The sequence below is a fragment of the Paenirhodobacter sp. YD-8 genome (assembly GCF_056590935.1).
This window is the reverse complement of record NZ_CM152649.1, coordinates 2960012-2985305: the sequence shown is the minus strand read 5'-3', so window position 1 is coordinate 2985305 and position 25294 is coordinate 2960012. Positions and strand designations below refer to the sequence as shown.

General features: G+C 69.8%; 24 protein-coding genes. 10 read left to right on the top strand and 14 right to left on the bottom strand.

Annotated features, from left to right (window positions below):
* The first annotated feature begins 15 nt into the window (after positions 1-15).
* Entirely contained in the window at positions 16-438 is a 423-nt protein-coding gene (locus AC0QTQ_RS14470; RefSeq protein WP_480257150.1) for an AAA+ family ATPase, read from the top strand.
* A 26-nt stretch (positions 439-464) separates the two neighbouring features.
* On the opposite strand, the gene AC0QTQ_RS14465 is transcribed toward AC0QTQ_RS14470, so the two are convergent.
* The 6 genes from AC0QTQ_RS14465 to AC0QTQ_RS14440 all read right to left on the bottom strand — a co-directional run bounded on the left by AC0QTQ_RS14465 (position 465) and on the right by AC0QTQ_RS14440 (position 8097).
* A complete protein-coding gene (locus AC0QTQ_RS14465; protein WP_480257149.1) occupies positions 465-2024 on the bottom strand; it encodes a Ppx/GppA family phosphatase in 1560 nt (519 codons plus the stop codon).
* A 50-nt stretch (positions 2025-2074) separates the two neighbouring features.
* Complete coding sequence (locus tag AC0QTQ_RS14460) at positions 2075-4237, bottom strand: RNA degradosome polyphosphate kinase (RefSeq protein ID WP_480257148.1); 2163 nt, start codon at positions 4235-4237, stop codon at positions 2075-2077.
* A 50-nt stretch (positions 4238-4287) separates the two neighbouring features.
* Positions 4288-4965 carry a P-loop NTPase family protein gene (locus AC0QTQ_RS14455; protein WP_480257147.1) on the bottom strand — a complete coding sequence of 226 codons (678 nt, stop codon included), beginning with the start codon at positions 4963-4965 and terminating at the stop codon, positions 4288-4290.
* 1 nt (position 4966) lies between these two features.
* Positions 4967-6067, bottom strand: a complete 1101-nt coding sequence (locus AC0QTQ_RS14450; RefSeq protein WP_480257146.1) for an AI-2E family transporter — start codon at positions 6065-6067, stop codon at positions 4967-4969.
* Positions 6068-6142: 75 nt separating this feature from the next.
* Entirely contained in the window at positions 6143-7333 is a 1191-nt protein-coding gene (locus tag AC0QTQ_RS14445; protein WP_480257145.1) for an acetyl-CoA C-acyltransferase, read from the bottom strand.
* On the bottom strand, positions 7330-8097 hold the full coding sequence (locus tag AC0QTQ_RS14440) for an SDR family NAD(P)-dependent oxidoreductase (RefSeq protein ID WP_121532900.1): 768 nt from the start codon (positions 8095-8097) through the stop codon (positions 7330-7332). Before AC0QTQ_RS14440 ends, AC0QTQ_RS14445 begins: the two co-directional genes overlap by 4 nt.
* Before the next feature lie 142 nt (positions 8098-8239).
* On the opposite strand from AC0QTQ_RS14440, the gene AC0QTQ_RS14435 reads away from it, so the two are divergent.
* A complete protein-coding gene (locus tag AC0QTQ_RS14435; protein ID WP_480257144.1) occupies positions 8240-9223 on the top strand; it encodes an AraC family transcriptional regulator in 984 nt (327 codons plus the stop codon).
* Here AC0QTQ_RS14435 and AC0QTQ_RS14430 read toward each other — a convergent pair.
* The gene (locus AC0QTQ_RS14430; protein ID WP_480257143.1) at positions 9220-10152 is read right to left on the bottom strand and encodes a helix-turn-helix domain-containing protein; all 933 of its coding nucleotides are present in this window, start codon (positions 10150-10152) and stop codon (positions 9220-9222) included. The genes AC0QTQ_RS14435 and AC0QTQ_RS14430 overlap by 4 nt on opposite strands.
* 286 nt (positions 10153-10438) lie before the next feature.
* Between AC0QTQ_RS14430 and AC0QTQ_RS14425 the strand changes: the two genes are divergently transcribed.
* The 6 genes from AC0QTQ_RS14425 to AC0QTQ_RS14400 are packed head-to-tail and all read left to right on the top strand — an operon-like array spanning position 10439 to position 14169.
* Positions 10439-11596, top strand: coding sequence for an amine dehydrogenase large subunit (locus AC0QTQ_RS14425; protein ID WP_480257142.1), 1158 nt, complete (start codon positions 10439-10441; stop codon positions 11594-11596).
* Complete coding sequence (locus tag AC0QTQ_RS14420; protein WP_480257141.1) at positions 11593-12141, top strand: MauE/DoxX family redox-associated membrane protein; 549 nt, start codon at positions 11593-11595, stop codon at positions 12139-12141. The genes AC0QTQ_RS14425 and AC0QTQ_RS14420 overlap by 4 nt, the downstream gene beginning before the upstream one ends.
* Positions 12138-12737: a thioredoxin-like domain-containing protein gene (locus tag AC0QTQ_RS14415; protein WP_128149430.1), complete on the top strand. Its 600-nt coding sequence runs from the start codon at positions 12138-12140 to the stop codon at positions 12735-12737. The genes AC0QTQ_RS14420 and AC0QTQ_RS14415 overlap by 4 nt, the downstream gene beginning before the upstream one ends.
* 9 nt (positions 12738-12746) lie before the next feature.
* The gene (locus AC0QTQ_RS14410; protein WP_480257140.1) at positions 12747-13289 is read left to right on the top strand and encodes a methylamine dehydrogenase light chain; all 543 of its coding nucleotides are present in this window, start codon (positions 12747-12749) and stop codon (positions 13287-13289) included.
* The gene (locus tag AC0QTQ_RS14405; RefSeq protein WP_480257139.1) at positions 13286-13729 is read left to right on the top strand and encodes a c-type cytochrome; all 444 of its coding nucleotides are present in this window, start codon (positions 13286-13288) and stop codon (positions 13727-13729) included. The genes AC0QTQ_RS14410 and AC0QTQ_RS14405 overlap by 4 nt, the downstream gene beginning before the upstream one ends.
* The gene (locus AC0QTQ_RS14400) at positions 13726-14169 is read left to right on the top strand and encodes a hypothetical protein (protein ID WP_480257138.1); all 444 of its coding nucleotides are present in this window, start codon (positions 13726-13728) and stop codon (positions 14167-14169) included. Before AC0QTQ_RS14405 ends, AC0QTQ_RS14400 begins: the two co-directional genes overlap by 4 nt.
* A 68-nt stretch (positions 14170-14237) precedes the next feature.
* Here the strand turns inward: AC0QTQ_RS14400 and AC0QTQ_RS14395 are convergent, their stop codons facing one another.
* The 5 genes from AC0QTQ_RS14395 to AC0QTQ_RS14375 all read right to left on the bottom strand — a co-directional run bounded on the left by AC0QTQ_RS14395 (position 14238) and on the right by AC0QTQ_RS14375 (position 18939).
* The gene (locus AC0QTQ_RS14395; RefSeq protein ID WP_480257137.1) at positions 14238-15344 is read right to left on the bottom strand and encodes a TRAP transporter substrate-binding protein; all 1107 of its coding nucleotides are present in this window, start codon (positions 15342-15344) and stop codon (positions 14238-14240) included.
* Positions 15345-15595: 251 nt separating this feature from the next.
* Positions 15596-16702 (bottom strand): TRAP transporter substrate-binding protein, encoded by a 1107-nt coding sequence (locus AC0QTQ_RS14390; protein WP_480257136.1) that lies wholly within the window; start codon positions 16700-16702, stop codon positions 15596-15598.
* 177 nt (positions 16703-16879) lie between these two features.
* A complete protein-coding gene (locus AC0QTQ_RS14385; protein WP_480257135.1) occupies positions 16880-17707 on the bottom strand; it encodes an arginyltransferase in 828 nt (275 codons plus the stop codon).
* Between the two features lie 176 nt (positions 17708-17883).
* A complete protein-coding gene (locus tag AC0QTQ_RS14380; RefSeq protein ID WP_480257134.1) occupies positions 17884-18348 on the bottom strand; it encodes a DUF2852 domain-containing protein in 465 nt (154 codons plus the stop codon).
* A gap of 123 nt (positions 18349-18471) precedes the next feature.
* On the bottom strand, positions 18472-18939 hold the full coding sequence (locus AC0QTQ_RS14375) for a YbaK/EbsC family protein (protein ID WP_480257133.1): 468 nt from the start codon (positions 18937-18939) through the stop codon (positions 18472-18474).
* Positions 18940-19035: 96 nt separating this feature from the next.
* On the opposite strand from AC0QTQ_RS14375, the gene AC0QTQ_RS14370 reads away from it, so the two are divergent.
* Positions 19036-21807, top strand: coding sequence for a [protein-PII] uridylyltransferase family protein (locus AC0QTQ_RS14370; protein WP_480257132.1), 2772 nt, complete (start codon positions 19036-19038; stop codon positions 21805-21807).
* Positions 21808-21816: 9 nt separating this feature from the next.
* On the opposite strand, the gene eda is transcribed toward AC0QTQ_RS14370, so the two are convergent.
* The gene (gene eda / locus AC0QTQ_RS14365) at positions 21817-22458 is read right to left on the bottom strand and encodes a bifunctional 4-hydroxy-2-oxoglutarate aldolase/2-dehydro-3-deoxy-phosphogluconate aldolase (RefSeq protein ID WP_480257131.1); all 642 of its coding nucleotides are present in this window, start codon (positions 22456-22458) and stop codon (positions 21817-21819) included.
* 118 nt (positions 22459-22576) lie between these two features.
* Positions 22577-24394 carry a phosphogluconate dehydratase gene (edd, locus tag AC0QTQ_RS14360; protein ID WP_480257130.1) on the bottom strand — a complete coding sequence of 606 codons (1818 nt, stop codon included), beginning with the start codon at positions 24392-24394 and terminating at the stop codon, positions 22577-22579.
* Between the two features lie 218 nt (positions 24395-24612).
* Here edd and AC0QTQ_RS14355 point away from each other — a divergent pair, with 218 nt between their 5' ends.
* Positions 24613-25272, top strand: a complete 660-nt coding sequence (locus tag AC0QTQ_RS14355) for a DUF6778 family protein (RefSeq protein WP_480257129.1) — start codon at positions 24613-24615, stop codon at positions 25270-25272.
* Positions 25273-25294 lie beyond the last annotated feature (22 nt).

Sequence of the window (25294 nt, the reverse complement as noted above, 5' to 3'; positions counted from 1 at the left end):
CCCCATATCGGGGGCATGAAGCGGATCGCCCTCATCGCCCTTCTGGGCAGCCTGTCCCTGACCCCGGCGCTGGCCGAGGAGGCCCCCGCCGTGCCCGAGGCCGCGCCTCCGGCGGCCGAGGAGGAGGCGCCCGGCCTGATCGAGCAGGGTGCACGGATGTTCCTGCGCGGGCTGATCGAGGAGATCGGGCCGCAGGTCGACGAGATGACTTCCGGCATCGAGGAGGCGGCGCGCAAGCTTGGCCCCGAGCTCGAGCGGCTGATGACGCTGGTCGATGACATGAAGAATTACGAACCGCCCGAGCGGCTGCCGAACGGCGACATCGTGATCCGCCGCAAGCCCGCCGCGCCGCCGCCCCCGCCGCTGCCGGAGGGGAAAGACGAGGCGCCCGGCACGGATGCCCCCGCCGTGCCGGAGGGGCCGCAGATCGACCTGTGATCTGCCCCGCGCCGTTTCCGGCCCGCTCAGCCTTCGGGGCGCAGCACCACGGGCGTCGCCTTCATCGCTGCCGCCAGCGCGCCGAAGCGCGCCTCGACGACCTCGCCGAACAGCCCCGCCCCGCGCTTCGTCAGCTTCAGCTCGAGCGCGTTCTTCTTCGGCTTGTAGTCGAGCGAGCCGACCTCGGCCGGGTCCTCGATGGTGAACATCGCGGCAAAGCGCATCGCCTTGCCCAGCACCTCGGCCTCCTGGATCTGCTCGGGGGTGAGCAGCGCGAAGAGCGGCTCGAAGCGCGAGCCCGCGCGCGAGTTCTTGTAGCGGTGCAGCAGCGCCAGCCCGACAAAGACGCGCTCGGGGTGGCTGAGCGCGGCAAGGTTCGCGCGGGTGACGTTGTCGAAGCACGCCTCGGCGCGATAGTCGGGATGGGTGCGCCAGGTGGTGTCGTGCAGCAGGCAGGCAGCGCGGTGCAGGCGGAAGATCTCGGGCGGCACCGGGCCGAACAGCGGCGCGATGAAGCTGTGCAGCTTCTTCCCGAAACCGGGCATCCGCGCCATCACCTTTTCCGAATAGCGGCAGGCCTCGACCAACGGGTCACGCTTGCGCAGGCGCTCGGGCATCTGCTCGTACAGCAGCCCCTCGCGGATGCCGTAGGAGGAGGTATCGATCTCCTTCGGCTGGAAGGTCTCGATCAGCTCGCGCAGCACGAGGGCCGCCAGCGGCACGAGATCCATGCGCGCCTGCGAGGTGCCGGTGCGCGCGCGCAGCGTCGCAAGATCGCTCTTCTCGATCCACTCGAGCGTCTTCAGCAGGTTTTCGGGCTCCATCCGGTATTCGTGCAGCACCAGAAGCGGATAGTTGCGCCGCTCCATGTCGAGCCGGGCAATGGCGCGCCACGAGCCGCCGACCAGATAGATCCGGTCGTGGTCGGTGCCGACGGCCGTCGCCAGCTCGGCGACGGCGGCGCGGATATGCGCGACGAGTTCCTTGCGGCCGCCCTTCACCTGCTGCAGCCGGAACGGGCCGAGCTGCGAGGTGGCGCGGCGGCCGACCCGGCCGTCGCCCACTTCAGCGAGCTCCATCGAGTTGCCGCCGATGTCGCAGATCAGCCCCTGCGCCTCGGGCCAGCCCAGCAGCACGCCCTGCGCGGAAAGACGCGCCTCCTCGGCGCCGTCGATGACATGCAGATGCAGCCCCGTCTCGGCCTCGACAAGGCGCTGGAACTCGGGCCCGTCCTCGGCATCGCGCACCGCGGCGGTGGCGACGCAGGTCAGCGGGCCGATGTCCATGCCCTTCGCCAGCAGCGCAAACCGCTTGAGTGCGGCGAAGGCGCGCTCGCGCCCCACGGGGTTCAGCCGGCCGGTCTCGGCCAGCCCCTGACCGAGGCCCGCCATGACCTTCTCGTTGTAGAAATAGGCCGGGCTGCGCGCCGCGCCGTCGAACACCACCATCCGAACCGAGTTCGAACCGACATCCACGACGCCCACGCGAGAGAGCGCGCGGGCGGAGGGGTCGTCGAACAACGGCTTGCCGAATGCATCCCAGTCGTCGGCCAGTGCCTGGCGCGGGGCTTCGGTCTTTCCGATCATCTTTCGTCCTGCCGTGAGACGCGCCTGTGCGCGCCGGTCCAAACTAGCGCCTAGTCGGTGCTGTGGGCAAGCTCGGGCACGTCTTTCGCCCCCGCCGATCCACGCCCGGAGAGCGAGGGGTTCTCCATGAAGAAGCGGTGGCAGGAGAACAGGTCCTGACCCTCGGGCAGGTGGCGGATGAAGCGGCCGTCGGGCTGCAGGATCCAGCTTTGCGCCTCGTCGGCCATGTTCGCGGCCATGATCTGGCTGAGGATCTGCGCCTTCACCGTGTCGTTCTTCGCCTCGACCAGCGTTTCCACGCGGCGGTTGAGGTTGCGCCCCATCCAGTCGGCCGAGGAGAAGAACACCCGTGCCTTCTTCGAGGGCAGGCCGTGGCCGTTGCCGAAGCAGACGATCCGCGAATGCTCGAGGAAGCGCCCGACGATCGACTTCACCCGGATGTTCTCGCTCAGCCCCTTGATCCCCGGCCGCACGCCGCAGATGCCGCGGATGACGAGCGAGATCTTCACCCCGGCCGCGCTGGCGGTATAGAGCGCGTCGATCACCTCGGGGTCGATCAGGCTGTTCATCTTCGCCCAGATCTCGGCCGGGCGGCCGGCCTTTGCGTGTTCGCCCTCGGCGCGGATCAGCTCGAGCAGCCGCGGCTTGAGCGAGATCGGCGAGATCGCGAGATTCTCGAGCCCCTCGGGCTGCACATAGCCGGACAGATAGTTGAACACCTTCGTCGCATCGCGGCCAAGCGCCGGATCGCAGGTGAAGAGGCTCAGGTCGGTGTAGATCTTTGCGGTGATCGGGTGATAGTTGCCGGTGCCGAAATGGGTGTAGGTCACCAGCCGGTCGCCCTCGCGCCGCACCACGGTCGAGATTTTCGCATGCGTTTTCAGGTGCATGAAGCCGTAGACGACATGCGCGCCCGAGCGTTCGAGCCGCCGCGACTGGCGAATGTTCGCGGCCTCGTCGAAACGCGCCTTCAGCTCCACGAGTGCCATCACCGACTTGCCGTTCTCGGCCGCCTCGCACAGCGCGTCGACGATCGGGCTGTCCTTCGAGGTGCGGTAGAGCGTCTGCTTGATCGCGAGCACGTTCGGGTCGTTCGCCGCCTGCTGCAGGAAACGGATGACCATGTCGAAGGTCTCGTAGGGGTGGTGCAGCAGCATGTCCTTCTGCTGGATCGCGGCGAACATGTCGCCGTCGTGATCCTGCACGCGCTCGGGCACGCGCGGGGTGAAGGGCGGCCAGAGCAGATCGGGACGCGACGACAGCACCAGTTCCTTGAGGTCGGCGACGCCCAAGAGGCCCTTGACCTCGACCACCTCGTCGCGGTCGACGTGCAGCTCGTCCATGATCAGCGAGCGCAGGCTTTCGGGCGCGCCCGAGGTGATCTTCAGCCGGATCACCTGGCCGCGGCGGCGTCGCTTCAGCGCGGTCTCGAACTCGCGCACCAGATCCTCGGCCTCGTCCTCGACCTCGAGGTCGCTGTCGCGCAGCACGCGGAAGGCGCAGGAGCCGGTGTCGGTATAGCCCGGGAAGAGCGAGCCGAGATGCAGCATCAGCAGCTCTTCGAGCGGCAGGAAGCGCGCCTCGCCCGGCAGCCGCACGAAACGGTCGATCTGCTGCGGGATCGGCAGCAGCGCCTGCAGCCGGCGCTTGTCGGTCTGCCGTTCCAGTTCCAGCGCCAGGCAGAAGCCGGTGTTCGGGATGAAGGGGAAGGGGTGCGCCGGGTCGATGGCGAGCGGCGAGAGCACCGGGAAGACCTTGGCCAGGAAGTGTTCCGCGAGGAAGTCGCGGTCCTCCTTGGTCAGCTTGCCGCGGCTGAGGATGTGGATGCCCGCGGCCTCCATGCCGCGGCGCAGCGCGTTCCAGGTGGTCTGCTGAGTTTCCATCAGGCGGCGCGCGTCGGCGTTGATCAGCGCCAGCTGTTCGGAGGGCGTCAGCCCGTCGTCCGAGGGGATGACGTTGCCCTCGCGCACCAGTTCCATCAGCCCGGCGACGCGCACGGTGTAGAACTCGTCGAGGTTGGTGGCCGAGATCGACAGGAAGCGCAGCCGTTCGAGCAGCGGCACCCGCGGATTCGCGGCCTCTTCCAGAACGCGCCAGTTGAAGGCCAGCCAGCTCAGCTCGCGATTGAAGAAACGACGCGGGCCGGCGACCTCCTCGGGCGGGAGCTCGACAGCGGCGGGGAACGGGGTCTTGAGGAAATCTGCCTGGGTCATGGAGCGCTTATGGATCTGAAATGTAATGGCTCGGTGACAGTTTGCGCGTCTCAGCCGAGACTGTCCAGAACCTCGGCGGCCATCGTCCGGGTGACCGGTCGGCCCTCGGCGACGGCGCGGGCGTCAAGGGCCGCGACGAGCCGCCGCGCGGTGCCGAGCGAGCGGTCCATGCGGGTGACGAGCCAGGGGATCAGGCTGTGCGGCACCTTGGTCTGGCGGTCGGCGAAAAGCTTGACCAGCACCGCGGACAGAAGCGCATCGTCGGGCGGCGTGATCCGGACCGAGGCCGTGGCCTCCATCCGGCTGGCAAGGTCGGCGAGCGTCAGGCCCCAGTCGCGCGGCGGCGCGGCGGCGGTCAGCAGCAGCCGCCCGCCCTCGGCCTGCATCAGGTTGTGCAGGTGAAAGAGCGCGGCCTGCGCGGCGGGGCTCGCGGCCACGCGCTGCGCATCCTCGACGACGCAGGCGCCGGCGCGCACAAGGGCAGGGGCCGCCTCGTCGGTCAGGGTGGCGGCGGCGACGATTGGTGCGCCGCCCTGGGCCTCGGCCCAGATCGCCGCGAGATGCGACTTGCCCGCGCCCTCGGGCCCGATCAGCAGCATCCGCCCCGAGGGCCAGCTTTCGGGCGCATCAAGCGTGGCGAGCGCGAGCGCGTTCGCGGGGGCGACGAAGAAATCGTCGCGGCCCCGTGCAGAGCGCACGGGCAGGTCGAGGATCAGCTGGCGGATCATCTCAGGCGCCTTCCGTTTCGTCGGCGAGGGTCGCGGGCTGGTCCTGCAGCGCCTCGAGCCCCCGGTAGAGCCGGCCCTCCAGATACCGGTCAAGCGCGAAACGGGCAAGCACCCCGATCACCGCGGCGACCGGCACTGCGACCAGCATGCCGACGAAGCCGAAGATCGTGCCGAAGGCCGAGAGCGCGAAGATCAGCCACAGCGGGTGCAGCCCGACCGACGAGCCGACGAGGCGCGGGGTGATGACGTTGCCTTCGAGGAACTGGCCGGCGACGAAGATCCCGGCGACGATGCCGATCGACATCCAGTCGCCCCAGAACTGGTAAAGCGCGAGCCCGATCGACAGAACGCCGCCGATCACCGCGCCGACATAGGGAATGAAGGTCAGCCCGCCGGCGATCGCTCCGGCGATCAGGCCGAAGTTCAGCCCCGCGAGCATCAGCGCGATGGCATAGAAGCTGCCGAGGATCAGGCAGACCGAGACCTGCCCGCGCACGAAGCCCGAGAGCACCTTGTCGATCTGGCGCGCGATGGCGCGGACCTGCCCGGCATGGTCGCGCGGCAGCCAGCCGTCCACCTTGGCGACCATCCGGTCCCAGTCGAGCAGCATGTAGAAGGCGACGACCGGCACCACGACGATGAAGACGACGAAGTTCACCACGCTCATCGCCGAGCTGAGCACGGTCTGTGCAAGCTCGCCGCCGCGCGCCTTCACCGCCTCGCCGAGCGACAGCAGCGTCTCGTTCACCACCGAGCCCGGCTCCATCATCGAGGGGAAACGGGCGGTGAGGAATTCCTGCAGATGCAGCGCCATCTCGGGCGCGGTGGCGACCAGCTGGCTGAGCTGGCGCACCAGCATCGGGATGACGGCAAGGCCGATCACCACGAAGACGAGGGTGGCAATCAGCGCGATGGTGGCGGTGGCAAGCGCCCGCGACAGGCCCAACCGCTCCAGCCGGTCGGCGACCGGGTCGAGGAAATAGGCGATGGCACCGCCCACGAGGAAGGGCAGGATCACCGCGCCCAGCCACCACAGCGCGGCGAAGAAGATCACCGCGGCAATCCCCCAGTACGTCAGTTGCGCGCGTGCGGGCAAGGCCATGGCTCCTCCGGTCGGGCAGTCCTTCCCAGATTGCCGTTCCGGCGCGGATTTTCAAGCCCATGCCGCGCTGCGGCGTCAGGACAGGCGCTCGATCGCCATCGCCGTTGCCTCGCCGCCGCCGATGCACAGCGAGGCGACGCCGCGGGCAAGCCCGTAGGTTTCGAGCGCGGCGAGCAGCGTCACCAGCACCCGCGCCCCCGAGGCGCCGATCGGGTGGCCAAGGGCGCAGGCCCCGCCATGCACGTTGACCTTGTCATGCGGCAGGTCGAGATCGCGCATCGCCGCCATGGCGACGACGGCGAAGGCCTCGTTCACCTCGAAGAGGTCGACATCGCGCAGGTCCCAGCCGGTCTTCTGTGCCAGCTTGCGCATCGCGCCGATCGGAGCGGTCGGGAACAGGTTCGGCCGGTCGGCGTAGGTGGTCTGCCCGACGATGCGCGCGCGCGGACGCAGGCCGCGCCGCTCGGCCTCGGAGGCGCGCATCAGCACCAGCGCCGCCGCCCCGTCGGAAATCGACGAGCTGTTCGCCGCGGTCACCGTGCCGCCTGCACGGAAGGCGGGCTTCAGCCCGGCGATCTTGTCGGGCCGCGCCTTGCCGGGCTGTTCGTCGGTGTCGATCTGCGCCTCGGTCCGGCCCTGTCTCACCGTGACCGGGGCGATCTCGTCCGCGAAGCGGCCCTCGCGGATCGCCGCCTGCGCCCGGGCCAGCGAGGCGAGCGCGAAGGCGTCCTGCGCCTCGCGGCTGAACTGATAGGCCTCGGCGCACTCCTCGGCGAAGGTGCCCATCAGTCTGCCGCGGTCATAGGCGTCCTCGAGCCCGTCGAGAAACATGTGGTCAAGGACAGCGCCATGGCCCATGCGCAGCCCGGTGCGCGCCTTCGGCAGCAGATAGGGGGCGTTCGACATGCTCTCCATGCCGCCCGCGACGATGATCTCCGCCCCGCCCGCGACGATCTGGTCATGGGCGAGCATCGCGGCCTTCATCCCCGAGCCGCACATCTTGTTCACCGTGGTTGCGCCCGCGCCAAGCGGCAGCCCGGCGCCAAGGCCCGCCTGCCGCGCCGGGGCCTGGCCCTGGCCCGCGGGCAGGACGCAGCCCATCACCACCTCCTCGACCGTCTCGGGGGCAAGCCCCGCCCCGGCCAGCGCCGCGGCAATCGCCGCCGCGCCCAGCTCTGCCGCCGTCGCGCCGGCCAGATCGCCCTGGAACCCGCCCATCGGCGTGCGCGCGGCGCCGACGATCACGATCGGATCCGCGCCGCTCATTTCGGGGCCATCCGCAGCGCGCCATCAAGGCGGATCACCTCGCCATTCAGCATCCGGTTCTCGCAGATGTGGCGCACCAGCGCCGCATATTCCGCGGGCTGGCCAAGCCGCGCCGGGAAGGGGACCGAGGCGCCAAGGCTTGCCTGCACCTCCTCGGGCAGCCCGGCCATCATCGGCGTGCGGAAGATGCCCGGTGCGATGGTGACGACACGGATGCCGCTGCGGGCAAGCTCGCGTGCCGCCGGCAGGGTCAGCGCCGCGACGCCGCCCTTCGAGGCGGCATAGGCCGCCTGACCGATCTGCCCGTCGAAGGCCGCGATCGAGGCGGTGTTGACGATCACCCCGCGCTCGCCATCCTCGCCCGCCGGGTTCTGGGCCATCGCGGCGGCGGCCAGACGCATCATGTTGAAGGTGCCGATCAGGTTCACCCGGATCGCGCGCTCGAAACTTTCCAGTGCATGCGGGCCCTCGCGGCCGAGGATCTTCTCGCCCGGGGCGATGCCGGCACAGTTCACCAGCGCATCGACCCGCCCGAAGGCGTCGCGTGCCGCTGCAAGAGCCGCCTTCCCCTCGGCCTCGCTCGTCACGTCGGTGCGCTGGAACCGCGCGGCATCGCCCAGCTCCGCTGCGCTCGCTGCCCCCGCCTCGGCGTTGACATCGAGCAGGACGGCCCTCCCGCCGCCAGAAACCACCATCTGCGCCACCGCGGCGCCGAGCCCCGAGCCCGCGCCGGTGATCAGGAACACCCGATCCTCGATCTGCATTGTCTCCTCCCTCTCGTGGCCCGGGCGCCGCAGCGCACCGAGCCGGGGACAGGATCGCGCGGTGCAAGGGTTGCAGACAATGACATTGCAGATCACATTGCGTGATCGGAAATGCCATGGGCGACGGGGAGGGGAGGAGGCGATGGAACGGCGGATGATCGCGCCCGGCTTTGTCGAGGATGCGCTCGCCTGTCTGGCCGCGCAGGGGATCGAGGCGGCGCCCCTGCTGCGCAAGGTCGGGCTGCCCGCGGTGGTGGCAGATCCGATCACCGGGGCCGAGTTCGGGGCGCTCTGGCTCGCCATGGCCGAGGCCGCGCGCGACGAGTTCTTCGGCCTTGGTGCGCGGCCGATGCGGCCGGGCAGCTTCGCGCTGATGTGTCAGGCGGCGCTGCACACCGGCACGCTCGGCCATGCGCTGCGCCGGGCGCTGCGCTTCCTGAACGTGGTGCTCGACGAGCCGCAGGGGCGGCTGGTGGTGCAGGGCGCCGAGGCCGAGGTGGTGCTGTCCTCCACCGCGCCGCGCAGCGCCTTCGCCTATCGCACCTATTGGCTGATCCTGCTCGGCCTTGCCTGCTGGCTGATCGGGCGGCGCATCCCGCTGCGGCAGGTGGAATTCGCCTGTCCGGCGCCGGCGCATCGGGTCGATTACCGGCTGTTCTTCGGCGCGCCGGTGCATTTCGACCGCAAGGCGAGCCGGTTGAGCTTTGATGCGGCTTACCTTGCGCTGCCGGTGATCCGCTCGGAACGTGCGCTGAAGGTGTTCCTGCGCGGGGCGCCGGCAAATCTTCTGGTGCGCTATCGCCACGATGCGGGGCTCGCGGGGCGGCTGCGGGCCGAGCTGCGCGCCGCGCCGCCCGGGCAATGGCCGGGGGTCGAGGAGGTGGCGGCGCGCTTCGGCCTGTCGCCCGCGACGCTGCGCCGGCACCTGAAGGCCGAGGGGCAGGGCTTTGCCGCGATCCGCGACGAGGTGCGCGCCGTCGCGGCGCAGCGGCTGTTGCGCGACAGCGACCGCCCCATTGCCGCGATCGCGGCCGAGCTGGGCTATAGCGAGCCCGGCGCCTTCCACCGCGCCTTTCGCAAATGGACCGGGCTCAGCCCCGGCGCCTTCCGCGCCGCTGCGGGCTAGCGCGCGCGGGCGGCGCGCAGCGTGGCCGAGGGCGGCTCGCCGAATTGCGCGGCATAGCCCGTCGAGAACCGGCCCAGATGCACGAAGCCCCATTTCATCGCGACCTCGGTGACAGTGGTGTCGTCGGAGGCCGCCCGAAGGTCGCGCCGCGCCCCGTCGAAGCGTTGCCGGCGCAGCCAGTCCACCGGGCCGATGCCCACGCTTTGCGCGAAGGCGCGGCGCAGCTCGGCGACCGGCACGCCCAGCTCGCGCGCGAGCACCGTCACCGAGGGGGTTTCCAGCTCGCCCCGGCGCAACAGCGCCTCGGCACGGCGGAACAGCCGGTAGTCGCGCCGCGCCGCACCGCCATGGAAGGCCGCGCCGAAGCGCGCGCGGTGCCACAGCTTGCCGAGGTTGTAGAAGGCAAGCTCGGGGATCAGCGCCGAGACCGCCCCGGGCGCGTCGAGCAGCATCACGAACCATTCGGCCAGCGCGCGCATCTCGGCGGCCTCGGGCAGGGCGAGGAAGGCCGCATCCAGTGCCAGTCGCGCCGCGGGCACGCCCTGATCGGCGGCGAAGGCCTCGGCATCGGCCTCGACCATCAGGATCTCGGTGCCGGCCGGCAGTTCCGCCAGATGCTCCTCGCCGCCGCGGATGAAGCCGGTGAGCCCGCCCGCGCAGGACTCGGCGTTGAAGCGCCAGGGCGCGGGGGCGGCCAGCGCCTGCACGAAGATCACCTTGCCCTCGGGCGGTGCCGTGCTCTGCTCGACGCCGATCTCGAGCCGTTCGCGCGAGATTGTCAGCCCGGGCAGGGAGAGCCGGTCGATTGCGCCGCGATAGGCGCCGGGCTCGCTTTGCACATAGCGCTGCGACCAGCCGGCCAGACCGCGCTCCTGCTCGGCGCTGTCGCGGAAGGTCTGCACGCTGCGGCTGGCGGGAATCGGCTCCAAGGGGCACCGGGGGCTGAACGGATGGGGACCTCTCCATCGCCGGGCCGGGGCGAGGCTGTGTAAAGATGTCGCACCCCCGGGCGCAGGGGCGAAACCGGCGCCGCCCGGAATTTGGGCGCATCCCTCGGGGCCCTGCGCGATTCGCGACCGCGACCCGAGTCGCGGCGCCGTCCGGTGTTTCCGAATCGCCCGGATTTTCAGCGGAAATGGCCGTCGCCGGTGGATAGCGGGGGAAATGCGGCCGCCGCTAGCCTGATCACGGGACCTTCATGGAAGGAGAGAAACCGTGACCGAAACGACCCAAGCCCGCCGCCGCCTGCGGCCCCTTGTGCTGGCCCTGCCGCTGGCGCTGAGCCTTGCGCCCGCGCTTCATGCCGAGGATTTCGTGCCCGAGGTGGTGACCGCGAAGGAGACCATCGACCCCGGCGCGAATGTCTTCGTGTCGCAGCAGCAATGGATCGGCGCGGGCTCGATCGCCGTCTTCGATCAGGCGACGCTGGCGCTGAAGGCGCTGCTGCCGACGGGCTCGATGCACCAGATGCTGATCTCGGCCGATGGCAAGAGCGCTTTCGCGCAATCCTCCTTCCCGAAGCGGATCACCTATGGTCCGAACGAGATGGTGCTGACCTCCTATGACGTGACCACGGCCAAGGTCGGACCCGAGGTGGTGCTGCCGCCGAAGGCCGCGATGGCGCTGGGCTATACGCCGCTGCTGCGCCAGACCGCCGACAAGAAATTCGTGCTGGTGCAGAATGCCACCCCCGCCTCGTCGATCACCGTGGTCGATCCGGCCGCGGGCGCGGTGACGCAGGAGATCCCGACGCCCGGTTGCTGGGCGATCTTCGCCGCGCCCGCGGGCGCGTCCTTCTCGACGATCTGCGGTGACGGCACCTTTGCCACCTATGCGCTGTCGGCCGATGGCGCGACCGCCGAGAAGACGGTGAGCAAGCCGGTCTTCGACCCCGAGAAGGACCCGATCTTCATCGAGGGGGCGCAGGTGGGCGACATGCTCTATTTCGTCACCTATTCGGGCAAGCTGATCGGGCTGAAGGACAGCGGCGCGGCGATCGAGAAGGTGTCGGAAACCGATCTCGTCGCCGGCGTCGAGGGCGGCTGGGCACCGGGCGGCTACGAGCTGCTGGGGGCGAACCCGGCCAAGGGCGTGCTCTTCCTGTCGATGCATCCGGGCGCCACGGACGGCAGCCACAAGGCGGCCTCGAAGGAAGTCTGGGCGATCGAGCTGGCCAGTGGCAAGGTGCTCGCGCGTTCCGAGGCCGAGGGGCTGACCTCGCTTGCCGTCACCCCGGGCGAGACGCCGCTCGTCTTCGGCACCTCGGAAGAGGGCAAGCTCTTCAAGTTCACCGTGGGCGACGATTTCAAGCTGACCAAGGCGGGCGAGGCGGGGCTTGCGGGCTTTGCCATGCAGCTTTCGGTGGTCGAATGAGCGGCGCCGGGATCGGGGCGCTGGCCTCGGCGGCGGTCGCGGCCTTCGCGGCGTTCCTCTTCGCCCGGGCCGCGCTGCACAAGGCGTGGGATTTCACCGCCTTCACCGGCTTCGTGCAGGATTATCGGCTGCTGCCCGAGGGGCTGGTGCGCCTTGCCTCGGCGGCGCTGCTGCTGGCCGAGGGGCTGGTCGTCGCAGCGATGCTGATCCCCGGTGCGCGGGCCTTCGGGCTGGTGCTCGGGGCGGGGCTGCTGCTCGGCTATGGCGTCGCCATGGCGGTGAACGTCGCGCGCGGCCGGCGCCACATCGAATGCGGCTGCGGCGGCGCGGTGCAGCCGGTGACCCCGGCGCTGCTCGCCCGCAACGCGGTGCTGGCGCTCCTGCTGATCGCGGGCGCGCTTGCCCCCGCCGCCCCCCTCGGGCTTGCCGAAGCCGCCGCGGCGATTGCTGCGGGGCTGATCGCCTTCGCCGGCTATCTGATGGCCGACCAGCTTCTCTCGAACGCCGCCTATCTGGTGCGGCGCGAACAAGGAACCCTGCAATGACTGCCCTGACCTTTCTCGTGGCCGTGCTCTTCGCGATGGTGATCGCGCTGACCGTGGCCGTCTTCGCGCTTGCCCGGCAGGTGGGCGTGCTGTTCGAGCGGATCGCCCCGATGGGGGCGCTGGTGAACGACTCGGGGCCGCAGATCGGTGCGGCCTCGCCGCGCTTCACGCTGCCCTCGCTGACCTCGGCCGATCCGGTCACCATCGGCCCGCGCGAGGGGCGCGCGACGCTCGTCTTCTTCCTCTCGCCCACGTGCCCGGTGTGCAAGAAGCTGCTGCCGATCCTGAAATCGGCGCGCAGCGGCGAGGCCGGCTGGCTGGACATCGTGCTGGCCTCGGACGGCGACGAGGCGAAGCTCACCCGCTTCATCGGCACCGCCGATCTGGCGGCCTTCCCCTTCGTCAACTCGACCGAGCTCGGCCTTGCCTATCGCGTCTCGCGCCTGCCCTTCGCGGTGCTGATCGCGCCCGACGGGACGATCCGCTCGAAGGGGCTGATCAACTCGCGCGAGCAGCTCGACAGCCTGTTCAACGCCCACGAGATGGGGGTCGACTCGATCCAGTCCTGGCTCGACCGCCCCGCAATCACCGCCTGAGGAGAGACCATGAGCATTTTCGACAAGATCACCGACTGGATGGACCGCATGACCGAGGCCTCGGTGCGCGGTGTGGCCTCCACCACCGGGCGGCGCAGCTTCCTCGCCAGGGCCGGGCTCGGTCTGGTGGGCGCGGCGGTGATGCCGGTGCTGCCCTTCGACCGCACCTTCGGCGGGGCGGGCGGCATGGCCCTCGCCGCGGCCCCGGATGGCGACGAATACAGCTGCGATTACTGGCGCTATTGCGCGCTTGACGGCAACCTGTGCAACAGCTGCGGCGGCACGCTGACGCAATGCCCGCCGGGGTCTGAGGTGTCGAAGGTCAGCTGGGTCGGCACCTGCCGCAATCCGGCCGACGGCAAGGACTACCTGGTCAGCTACAACGACTGCTGCGGCCGGGCGGAATGCGACAACGCGCCGTTCTGCAACTCGAACCAGGGCGAGCGCCCCGGCTATCGCATGGGGCTGCACAACGACATCAACTGGTGCATGGCGAACGCGAGCCAGGGCTATCACTGCACGGTCGCGGTGCTGGTGGGGATCGCCGAATGATCCTGCGGGCGACGATCGCGGGGGCCGCACTGGCCCTCGCTCCGCTGACCCCGGCGGTTGCGGCCGACGGGGCGGCGGTCTTTGCCGATGTCTGCACCGCCTGCCATGGCGCGAATGGCGTCGGCACCCCGGGGCTCGCGCCGCCGCTTGCCGATCCGCCGCTGTGGGACCGGCTGGGCGAGCGGGCGCCCGCCTTCCTCTCGGGGGTGCTGATCTCGGGCTTCTCGGGCACGCTGATGTCGCAGGGGGTGGGCTATTACGGCCTCGTCATGCCAAGCCAGCGCGACCTGAGCGACGCGGAGCTGGCGGCGGTGGCAAGCTATGTGCTGGGCGCCATCGCCGGCACCGGGATGCAGGTGACGGTGGACGAGATCGCCGCCGCGCGCGCCGCGGCGCCCGGCCACAAGGCGCTGATGGAGATGCGGGGAGGCGGGATGTGAGACGGACGCTTGCGGCACTGATCCTGTGCCTTGCCGCCGGGCAGGCGGGGGCCGAGGGCTATAACGCGCGCACCAACTACATGCTGCGCTGCACCGGCTGCCACGGCATGGACGGCGCGGGCAGCGAGCAGGCCGGCATCCCCGATTTCCGTGGCTATGTCGGCTCCTTCGCGCGCTCGGAACCGGGGCGCACCTACCTGATGCACGTGCCCGGTGTGGTGAATTCCTCGCTCTCGGATGGCGAGATCGCGGCGGTGATGAACTATGTGATGGAGAGCTATGCCGGCGCCTCGAAGGCGGCCGATGCGGCGCCCTTCACCCCCGAGGAGGTGGCGGTGCTGCGTGCCGCGCCGGTGGCCGATGTCGTGGCGCTGCGCCGCGAGGTGGTCGCGGCCTGCACGCAGGAGGGCTGGCCGGTTGCGGGCTATCCCTGGCCCTGAGCCGGCGACCTGCAACGCAAAAGGCCCCCGGGCAGTACGCCGGGGGCCTTTCCATTTTCTGCCCGCGCTCAGAGCTTGCCGGCGCGCTGCTGGATCATCATGAAGGTGTCGTAGTTGTAGTCCGCCACCTGCGCCCAGAGGTAATGCTCGGCGCGGAAGTCCTTGATTGAGCCCCAGATCTTCTTGAACATCGGGTTCGAGGCTTCCATCTCGGCATAGACCTCGTTTGCCGCGTCGAAGCAGGCCGAGAGGATCTCCTGCGAGAACGGCCGCAGCTGCGCGCCATTCGCGATCAGCGATTTCAGCGCCTTCGGGTTCTTCCAGTCGTATTTCTGCAGCATGTCGGCATCGGTCGCCCGGGCGGCCGTGTGCAGCAGCGACTGATAGACCTTCGGCAGGCCCTCGTAGGCAGCCTTGTTGAACATGAAGTGGACGGTCGGGCCACCTTCCCACCACCCGGGATAGTAGTAATAGGGCGCGACCTTGTAGAAGCCGAGCTTCTCGTCGTCATAGGGGCCGACCCATTCGGTGCCGTCGATCGTGCCCTTTTCCAGCGCCGGATAGATGTCGCCGCCGGCGATCTGCTGCGGCACCACGCCAAGGCGCTCCATCACCTTGCCGGCGAAGCCGCCGACGCGCATCTTGAGCCCCTTCATGTCGGCGACAGTGTTGATTTCCTTGCGGAACCAGCCGCCCATCTGGGCGCCGGTGTTGCCGCCGGGCAGCGCGTAGAGACCCTGCAGAGCCATGAACTCGTTGTAGAGATCGATGCCGCCGCCGTGATACTGCCAGGCGTTCATGCCGCGCGCGTTGAGCGCGAAGGGCACGTCCGCGGCCAGCGCCCAGGTCGGATCCTTGCCCCAGTAGTAATAGGCGACGGTGTGACAGGCCTCGACCGTGCCCGCGGCGGCGGCATCGGCTGCCTGCAGCCCGCCGACGATCTCGCCCGCGGCGAAGACCTGGAGCTGGAAATTGCCGTCGGTCGCTTCCGAGAGCATCTGCGACAGCACTTCGGCGCCGCCATAGATGGTGTCGAGCGATTTCGGGAAGGACGAGGTCAGCCGCCAGGTCACCTTCGGCATCGACTGCGCGAGAGCGGGGGCGGCAAGGGTGGCGGCCGCGCCGCCGATGGTGCCGCCAACCGCGGCCTTGGTCAGAAATGAACGACGATCCATGAAACTCCTCCCAGGTATCCGTTCCGCCCTTCGGTCCGTTTCCGGCTCCTCTCCGGAAGGGCTTGCGGTGGTCACTTTACTTGACCGCGGGAGGCTGTCCAGCCCGGCGATGCGCGCGCAGCGTGAAATCCGCAAGAAAGTTTCGCGCCCCCGGAACGAGACCGCCCCGGCGCGGCGAAGGCCGGCACCGGGGCGGTGGTTTTGTCGGGGCATCTGCCGCAAGTGCCGGCAGATGCTGCATTTCTCAGCGATCAGAGCTTGCCGTTGCGCTGCTGGATCATCATGAAAGTGTCGTAATTGTATTCCGCCACCTGCGCCCAGAGGTAATGCTCGGCACGGAAGCCCTTGATCGAGCCCCAGAGCTTGGCGAAGTCGGGGTTCGAGGCCTCGAGCTCGGCATAGGTCTCGTTGGCGGTGTTGAAGCAGGCCTCGAGGATCTCGGCCGAGAACGGGCGCAGCTGCGTGCCTTCCGCGATCAGCTTCTTCAGCGCCGTCGGGTTCAGGTAGTCATACTGCTGCAGCATGTTCGCATCGACGCTCTGCGCCATCGAGCGCAGCAGCGACTGATAGTTCTTCGGCAGCTCGTTCCACTTGTCGAGGTTGATCATGAAGTGGACGGTCGGGCCGCCTTCCCACCAGCCGGGGTAGTAGTAGTAGGGCGCGACCTTCACGAAGCCGAGCTTCTCGTCGTCATAGGGGCCGACGAATTCGGTGGCGTCGATGGTGCCCTTCTCGAGCGCGGCATAGATGTCGCCGCCGGCGATCTGCTGCGGCACGACGCCGAGCTTCGCCATGACCTGGCCGGCGAAGCCGCCGATCCGCATCTTGAGGCCCTTCATGTCCTCGAGCGTGTTGATTTCCTTGCGGAACCAGCCGCCCATCTGGACGCCGGTGTTGCCGCCCGGGAAGCCGATCAGGTTCTGCTTGGCGAGGAACTCGTTGTAAAGCTCGATGCCGCCGCCGAAATAGTGCCAGGCGTTCATGCCGCGCGCCGACAGGCCGAAGGGCACGGCCGAGCCGAGCGCCCAGGACGGGTCCTTGCCCCAGTAGTAATAGCCCACCGTATGCGCCATCTCGACGGTGCCCGCCTGCACGGCGTCCGCCGCCTGCAACCCGCCGACGAGCTCGCCCGCGGCAAAGGACTGGATCTCGAAATTGCCGTCGGTCGCCTCGGCGATGCGTTTGCCGAGCGCTTCGGTGTTGCCGTAGAGCGTGTCGAGCGATTTCGGGAAGGACGAGGTCATCCGCCAGGTGATCTTCGGGTTCGACTGCGCGATCGCGGGGGCGGCAAGGCCGGCCGCGGCGCCGCCGATGGTGCCGCCGATCGCGGCTTTGGTCAGGAAGGAACGGCGATCCATCTGGATCCTCATGTGCAAATTCGGTGTGTCAGCGCTGCGCAAGGGCCGGGAGGCCCCGTGCGGCGGCGCGAACCTGTCAGGTTGCCGTGACCAAGTCCAGAGACCGGGAACAAGATTTTTCGCAAAACGCGCAATAAAATGTCAAAAATACCCCTGTTGCGCGCAAGAGTCGCAGTGTCAGCCGCGGCTGTCCGGCAGCTGGATGCGCGCGACCTGCTCGGCAATCGGATCGACGGAGAGCGGGTGGGTCTCGCCGCTGTGGTCTTCGGGCGCGCCGATATCCTGCCAGCGGCCGCCCTTGTAGATCTCGAGCGCGCCGAAATTCGCCTTGTAGCCCATCTTCCGCGAGCCCGGCACCCAGTAGCCAAGATAGACATAGGGCAGGCCGGCGCGCCGCGCGATGTCGACATGATCGAGGATCAGGAAGGTGCCCAGGCTGTCCTCGCGCCGGTCCGGGTCGTAGAAGCTGTAGACCATGCTCAGCCCGTCATCGAGCACGTCGGTCAGGCACACGGCGGCGAGTGCGCGGGTCGAGCCGGGCGAGGCCGCGGTCTCGCGGTATTCGACGACGCGCGACTTCACCGGCGTCTCCTCGATCATCGCGGCGAATTCAAAGATGTCCATGTCGGCCATGCCGCCATCGGCGTGGCGCGTGTCGAGATAGCGGCGGAAGAGGGCGAACTGCTCCTCGGTGGCCCAGGGGCTGGTGGCGGTGCGCTTCAGATGCGCATTGCGCTTCAGCACCCGACGCTGGGTGCGTGTGGGCTCGAAATCGGCGACCCGGATCCGGGCCGAGAGACAGGCCGTGCAATCGGCACAGGACGGGCGGTAGAGCACGTTCTGCGAGCGCCGGAAGCCCTGGCGCGAGAGCGCGTTGTTCAGCTTCTCCGCCCCCTCGCCCTGCAGCGCGGTGAACAGCTTGCGCTCCGACCGCCCGTCCAGATAGGGACAGGGCTGCGGCGCGGTCACGTAGAACTGCGGTGCAAGCGGAAGCGAATGGCGCATGTCGACAGCTGAGGCGGGGTTGAGGTGGCGGGGCTGGGCATCAGGTCCCTGGCAATCTGCGGGCAGGCTAGCAAGATCGCCCCTCGCCGCCAAGCCTTTCATGCCATTGCGGATCTGCGAAGCCCCGCCTTTTTCAAGGCGGGGCGGCGGGAAGCGACACTCTGCCCGCCCCGAGATCAGCTGCGGGGCGCCTCGGGGGCATCGTCCGCGGTGCGGGCGGTTTCGGGCATCGCGGCGGCGGCGCGGGCGCGCTCGTCCATGTACTGGTCGAACTCGGCCTTGTCGCGGGCCTCGCGCAGGCGGGTGAGGAAGGCCTCGAAGTCATCCTGCTCGCGTTCCAGCCGGGCCAGCGTGTCGGCCTTGTAGGCGTCGAAGGCGCGGTTGCCGGTCGGGCGGCTGGCGTGGAAATGCATCCGCGGCGCGCAGGCGGCAAAGCGCTCGGCATTGCGCCGGCAGCCGCGGCCGAAACGGCCGGTGATCAGGATGAAGCCGAGCACGAGCAGCCCGAGAGGGCCGGCGAAGATGAAGGAGCCGACCATGACCACGATCCACGAGATCGGGCCGCGCTCGTCAAGCCAGTTCAGCGTGCGCGCGATCCAGCCCGGCTGGGCGGGGGCGGCGGTGTAGGCGTAGGCGGACATGGGAACCTCCGGGTTGGGAATGTGAATGCCTTTCACATTCCGGAAGATGGGGAACCCCGTACCGCCGATCAAGGGATGATGTAAAAGATTTTCACATCATCCCGCCGCCGCCGGTCGGCCTGCTCATTCGGTGAAGTCGGCGGGCTCGGCGCCGGTGATGCGCAACAGCTCGGCCGGTGCGATCGAGAAGATGTGGCGCGGCGTGCCGGCGGCGGCCCAGATCAGATCGAACTCGGCCAGACGCGGGTCCCAGAACAGCCGCACCGGCTTCAGATGACCGACGGGCGAGACGCCGCCGATGGCAAAGCCGGTCTCGGCGCGGATCAGCTCGGCATCGGCCTTGCCGAGCGGCTGACCGGCGACGGCGCTCGCCTTCTCGGCGCTGACCCGGTTGCCGCCCGCGGTGAGGAACAGCACGACATGGCCGCTTTCCTCGCCGCGGAGGATGATCGACTTCGCGATCTGGTCGACGGTGCAGCCCGCGGCCTCGGCCGCCTCGGCGGCGGTGCGGGCTTGCCCCACCTCGCGGATCTCGGCCTTTGCCCCGGCCGCGGCCAGCGCCGCCTCGACCCGTTTCAGCGATTTGCTCATCTCGCGCTCCTTCGTTCGTGCCCCCGCGGGTCTAACGCCCGGGGCCGCGACAGGGAAGGGCATTGACCGGCGCGGGCGCGGGGCTAGTGTGCCGCCATGAGCTTTGCATCCCGCCTGACCCGCTGCCCCATTCCCCATGACACCGACCGTGGCGCCGATCTGGCCGCACGCTTTGCCGATCTCGCGCCCGAGCTGCGCGCGCTGATCTCCGGCACCGCGGGCTGTTCGCCCTATCTGGCAGGGCTGATGGAGCGCGAGGCCGACTGGCTTGCACCGGCGCTGGCGGGCGCGCCCGAGGACGCGCTTGCGGCCGAGCTGGCCCGCGTGGCAGCGGAGCCCGGCGAGGCGCTCGGCAGCGAGCTGCGCCGGGCGAAGCGGCGGCTGGCGCTGCTGACGGCGCTCGCCGATCTCGGGGGGGTCTGGCCGCTCGAGACGGTGACCGGGGCGCTGACGCAGCTGGCCGATACCGCCGTCGATCTGGCGATGAAGCATTTCGTCGCCGAGGAGATCCGCCGCGGCAAGATCCCCGGCGCCGGCCCCGACGACATCGCCACCGCCGCCGGCATGGTGGCGCTCGCCATGGGCAAGATGGGGGCGGGGGAGCTGAACTATTCCTCCGACATCGACCTGATCTGCCTCTTCGACGAGACCCGCTATGACCCCGACGACCGGATGGAGGCGCGCGCGGCGCTGGTGCGGGCGACGCGGAAGATGGCGGCGCTGCTGAGCGATCACACCGCCGAGGGCTATGTCTTCCGCACCGACCTGCGGCTGCGCCCCGATGCCTCGGTGACGCCGGTGTGCCTGTCGATGGGCGCGGCGGAGCTGTACTACGAGGCCGAGGGCCGGACCTGGGAGCGCGCGGCCTATATCAAGGCGCGGCCCTGCGCGGGTGACCTTGCGGCGGGCGCGCGGTTTCTCGAGACGCTCACCCCCTTCGTCTGGCGCAAGCACCTCGACTTCGCCGCGATCCAGGACGCCCATGACATGCGGCTGCGGATTCGCGACCACAAGGGGCTGAACGGGCCGCTGACGATCCCCGGCCACAACATGAAGCTGGGTCAGGGCGGCATCCGCGAGATCGAGTTCTTCACCCAGACCCGGCAGCTGATCGCCGGCGGGCGTGACCCCTCGCTGCGCGAGCGCACCACGGTGGGCGGTCTGGCGCGGCTGGCGGCCCAGGGCTGGGTGCCCGAGACCGTGGCGCAGGAGCTGACGCGGATCTACCGCGCGCATCGGGAGGTCGAGCACCGGGTGCAGATGGTGAACGACGCCCAGACCCACCTGCTGCCGACCTCGACCGAGGGGCTCGACCGCATCGCGCGGATGATGGGCGAGACCGACACCGCGGCCTGGGAGGCGGGGCTGCGGGCGCGGCTCGAACGGGTCGAGACCCTGACCGGCGCCTTCTTCGCGCCCTCGGAAGGCGAGGACCGTCCCGATCTCTCGCCCGCCTCCGAGGCGCTGGTCGAGGGCTGGCGCGGCTATCCGGCGCTACGCTCGGACCGCGCGCAGGCGATCTTCCGCCGCATCGAGCCCGAGATCCTGAAGCGGATGACCCGCGCGGCGAACCCCGAGGAGGCGCTGCGCCAGTTCGACGGCTTCCTTGCGCGGCTGCCGGCCGGGGTGCAGCTGTTCTCGCTCTTTGAATCGAACCCGCAGCTGATCGACCTGATCGTCGACATCTGCGCCACGGCACCGGGGCTGGCGGCCTATCTCTCGCGCAACGCCGGGGTTCTGGACGCGGTGATCGGCGGCTCGTTCTTCGCCCCCTGGCCCGGCGGCGCGGCGCTGAACGCGGCGCTGGCGGAGGTGCTCGCGGCGGCGCCCGATTACGAGAAGGCACTCGATGCGGCGCGCCGCTGGGCGAAGGAATGGCGCTTCCGCGTCGGCGTGCATCATCTGCGCGGCCTTGTGGATGCGGCCGAGGCGGCGAAGCAGTACGCCGATGTCGCCGGCACGGCGGTCGCCGCGCTCTGGCCCGTGGTGGTGGCCGAATTCGCGCGCAAGCACGGGCCGCAGCCGGGCCGCGGCGCGGTGGTTCTGGGCATGGGCTCGCTCGGCGCCGAGCGGCTGAACGCGGCCTCGGACCTCGATCTGATCGTGATCTATGACGCCGGCGGCGAGGATGCCTCGTCAGGCCCGAAGCCCTTGCCCGCGCGCACCTATTTCGCCCGGCTGACGCAGGCCTTCATCACCGCGCTGACCGCGCCGACGCCCGAAGGGCGGCTTTACGAGGTCGACATGCGGCTGCGGCCCTCGGGCAAGCAGGGGCCGGTGGCGGTGTCGCTGCAAAGCTTCCAGACCTATCAGATGGAAGAGGCCTGGACTTGGGAGCATCTGGCGCTGACCCGCGCGCGGGCGCTGGTGGGCGCGCCGGATCTTGCCGACGAGATCGAGGCGGTGCGGCGCATCGTCCTGCGCACCAAGGGCAGCGAGGCGCGGGTGGTGCCCGATCTCGCCGAGATGCGGGCGCGGATCTTTGCGGCGAAGGCCCCCGATGGCGACTGGGAGGCGAAGATCGGCCCCGGCCGGCTGCAGGACATCGAGCTGCTGGCGCAAAGTTTCGCCCTGCGTGCAGGCGATCCGGCGCGCCGCGTCGAGGCGCAGCTGCGCGCGGGGCCGCGCGCCGGGCTGATCGACAAGGCCGACGCCGAGGCGCTGGCCTCGGCCCATCGCTTCCTGTGGCGGTTGCAGGCGGGGGGGCGGCTGCTCACCGACCGGCCGCTCGACATGGAGGCGATCGGCGAGGGCGGGCGGGCGTTCCTGTTGCGCGAGGCGGACGAGGCGGACCTCGAGGCACTGGCCGCACGGCTGGCCCGCACCACCGGCGCGGCCGCCGCGATCATCGAACGCGCGCTCGCCTGAGGGCGCGGCTCAGCGCGGCAGTGCCGCCGCCTCGCGCGCCAGCGCCTCGATCCCGGCCCAGTCCCCGGCCTGCACCTTGGTGTCGGGGGCGACCCAGCTGCCGCCGGCACAGGCGACGTTTTTCAGCGCAAGGTAGTCGGGCGCATTCTCCAGGCTGACGCCGCCGGTCGGGCAGAAGCTCACCTGCGGCAGCGGCCCGCCAAGCGCCTTGATCGCCGCCGCCCCGCCCGAGGTGCCGGCGGGGAAGAACTTGAGCATGTCATAGCCCCATTCCATCGCCCGCATGACCTCGGATGCGGTGACGGCGCCGGGCAGCAGCGGCAGCCCCTCGTCCTCGCAGGCCTTCACCAGCCGCTCGGTCAGCCCGGGCGACACGCCGAAGCGCGCGCCGGCGGCCTTGGCGGCCTTGACGTCGGCGGGGGTCAGCAGCGTGCCGGCCCCGACGACGCCGCCCTCGACATCGGCCATCGCCCGGATCGCCTCGAGCGCGCAGGGCGTGCGCAGGGTGACCTCGAGCGCGGGCAGCCCGCCCGCCACCAGCGCGCGGGCGAGGGGGGCGGCATCGGTCACCTGCTGCACCACGATCACCGGGATGATCGGGGCCAGCGCGCAGATCCTGCGCGCGGCGGCGGATTGTTCGGCGGGGGTCATCGGCGCTCTCCTTCGGTGGCCGCGCGCGGGCGGCGGGGCGGGATGCCTCCGGCGGGAGTATTCGGGCCAGGAAAATCGGCATTTCCCTGGAGAAATACGCCCGCCGGAGGCCAGGAACTCAGACCACGACGGCGGCGCCCTCGGTGGCGGGGCCGACGTTGCGGCGGAAGGCGGCGAAAAGCTCGCGACCGAGGCCATGAGCGTTCTTCGTCAGATCCGCCGTCACCGGCGTGCGCGCCTCGAAATCGGGGGCGAGGCAGGTGAGGGTGCCGGCCGTCGCATCGAGGCGCAGGATGTCGCCGTCGCGCAGTTTCGCCAGCGGGCCGCCGCAGGCCGCCTCGGGGCTGACGTGGATCGCCGCCGGCACCTTGCCCGAGGCGCCCGACATCCGCCCGTCGGTCACCAGCGCGACCTTGAGCCCGCGGCCCTGCAGCACCGAAAGCGTCGGGGTGAGCGAATGGAGTTCCGGCATGCCGTTCGCCTGCGGCCCCTGGAAGCGGACGACGACGATGGTGTCAGTGGTGAATTCGCCCGCCCGGAAGGCGGCCTTCACCTCTTCCTGATCGGCGAAGACGCGGGCCGGCGCCTCGATCACGTGATATTCGGGCGCGACGGCCGAGATCTTGATCACCCCGCGGCCGAGGTTGCCGGACAGCTGCTTGAGCCCGCCCTGCGGCTGGAACGGCGTTGCGGCGGGGCGCAGGATGCGGTCATTGAGGCTGTCGCTCGGCCCCTCGACCCAGTCGACGCCGCCGTCTTGCAGCTTCGGCTCGCGGGTATAGGCGGCAAGCCCGTCGCCCGCCACGGTCTTCACGTCGGGATGCAGCAGACCCGCGCCCAGAAGCTCGCGGATCAGGAATTGCAGCCCGCCCGCGGCGTGGAAATGGTTCACGTCGGCCAGCCCGTTCGGATAGACCTTGGCCATCAGCGGCACCGCCGAGGAGATCTCGTCGAAATCCTCGAGGTCGAGCGCGATCCCTGCCGCGCGCGCCATCGCCGGCAGGTGCAGAACGAGGTTGGTCGAGCCGCCCGTCGCCATCAGCCCGACGATGCCGTTGACGAAGGCGCGCTCGTCGAGCACCTCGGCCACCGGGCGGAAGTCGTTGCCAAGCGCGGTGATCTCGGCGGCGCGGCGCGCGGCCTGGGTGGTGAGCGCGTCGCGCAGCGGCGTCTCGGGGTTGACGAAGCTCGCGCCCGGCAGATGCAGGCCCATCACCTCCATCAGCATCTGGTTGGTGTTCGCGGTGCCGTAGAAGGTGCAGGTGCCCGGCCCGTGATAGGAGGCCATCTCGGCCGCCATCAGCGCCTCGCGCCCGACCTCGCCCGCAGCGAATTGCGCGCGGATCTTCGACTTTTCGTCATTGGGCAGGCCCGAGGTCATCGGCCCGGCGGGCACGAAGACGGCGGGGATATGGCCGAAAGTGGCTGCAGCGATGACGAGGCCCGGCACGATCTTGTCGCATACGCCAAGATAAAGGGCCGCATCGAAGCAGTTGTGGCTGAGCGCGACGCCCGCGGCAAGCGCGATCACGTCGCGCGAAAAGAGGCTCAGCTCCATCCCCGGCTGGCCCTGGGTGATGCCGTCGCACATCGCGGGCACACCGCCCGCGACCTGCGCCGTGGCGCCCACGGCGGCAAGGGCCGCGCGGATCTGGCCGGGATAGGTTTCATAGGGCTGATGCGCGGACAGCATGTCGTTATAGGCGGTGACGATGCCGATGTTAGGCGCACGCCCCTCGGCCAGCTGCACCTTGTCCGGGCTGGCGGCATAGGCATGGGCCTGATTGCCGCAGCTCAGATGCGTGCGGGCCGGCCCCGCGGCGATCGCGGCGCGCACCCGTGCCATATACTCGCCCCGCATCCCCTCCGATCGCGCGCGCACCCGGTCGGTCACTCGGGCGATGGTGGCGTTCAGCGGCGGGCTGGTCTGGGTCATGGTCTCTTCCGTTCGGATGGGCGAGTGCGGTGGGGCGGCGGCGCCCTTGCTCTATACCGTTAGCGCTAACAAATCAACTCGTCTGGAATGTTTCAATTTTGGCGTCAGTTCCCGCGACCGCAAGCGGCATTCCTTCAAAATACACGACAATTTGCCCGTTCCTGCCACAATCCGCGGCGAGTTTCAGCAGCAAGAACAAAGCTGACGGAGTATCGGGCATGAAAACGCTGCGCTTTCCCGCTGTCCTTGCCGGTCTGACGCTGCTCGCCGCCTGTGCGCAGGTGACGCCGGCGACGCGGGCCGCGACCGAGGTCACGGCGCTTGACGAGATCGTGGTGAGCGGCGCCCCCGCGGTGACGCAGCCGCGCTATGACGTGCGGGATGTGCGGGTCACGGTGCCGCGCACGCTGCACGTCTCCGAGGCAAACCTCTATTATCCGATCGCCGATCTCGTCTGGCGCGGCGATCCGCGTGGCGACCGTTACGCACAGGTCTCGGCGATCTTCACCGAGGCGGCGGACCGCGCCACGGCGCAGATGCACGAGGGCCGGCCGGTCAGTGTCGACATCGAGGTGCTGCGCTTCCATGCCCTGACTGAAAAGACCCGCTACAGCGTCGGCGGCAGCTATGGGGTGAAATTCTCGCTTACCGTGCGCGACGCGCAGAGCGGCGCGCTGATCGACGGGCCGCGGGTGGTGAAGGCCGGACATCCGGCCTCGGGCGGACAGAAGGCGATTGACGAGGAGGCGCGGGGGCTGACCGAGAAGGTGGTGGTGACCCAGTTCCTCGATGACCTGCTGCGCGCCGAACTGGCGAAGCCCGGCGTGCCCGCCGCCGCGGCCGAGGAGCGGATCTCGCTGCTCTCGCCGGGGCAGTGAGGCTTTCCTCGCGGGCCGCGGC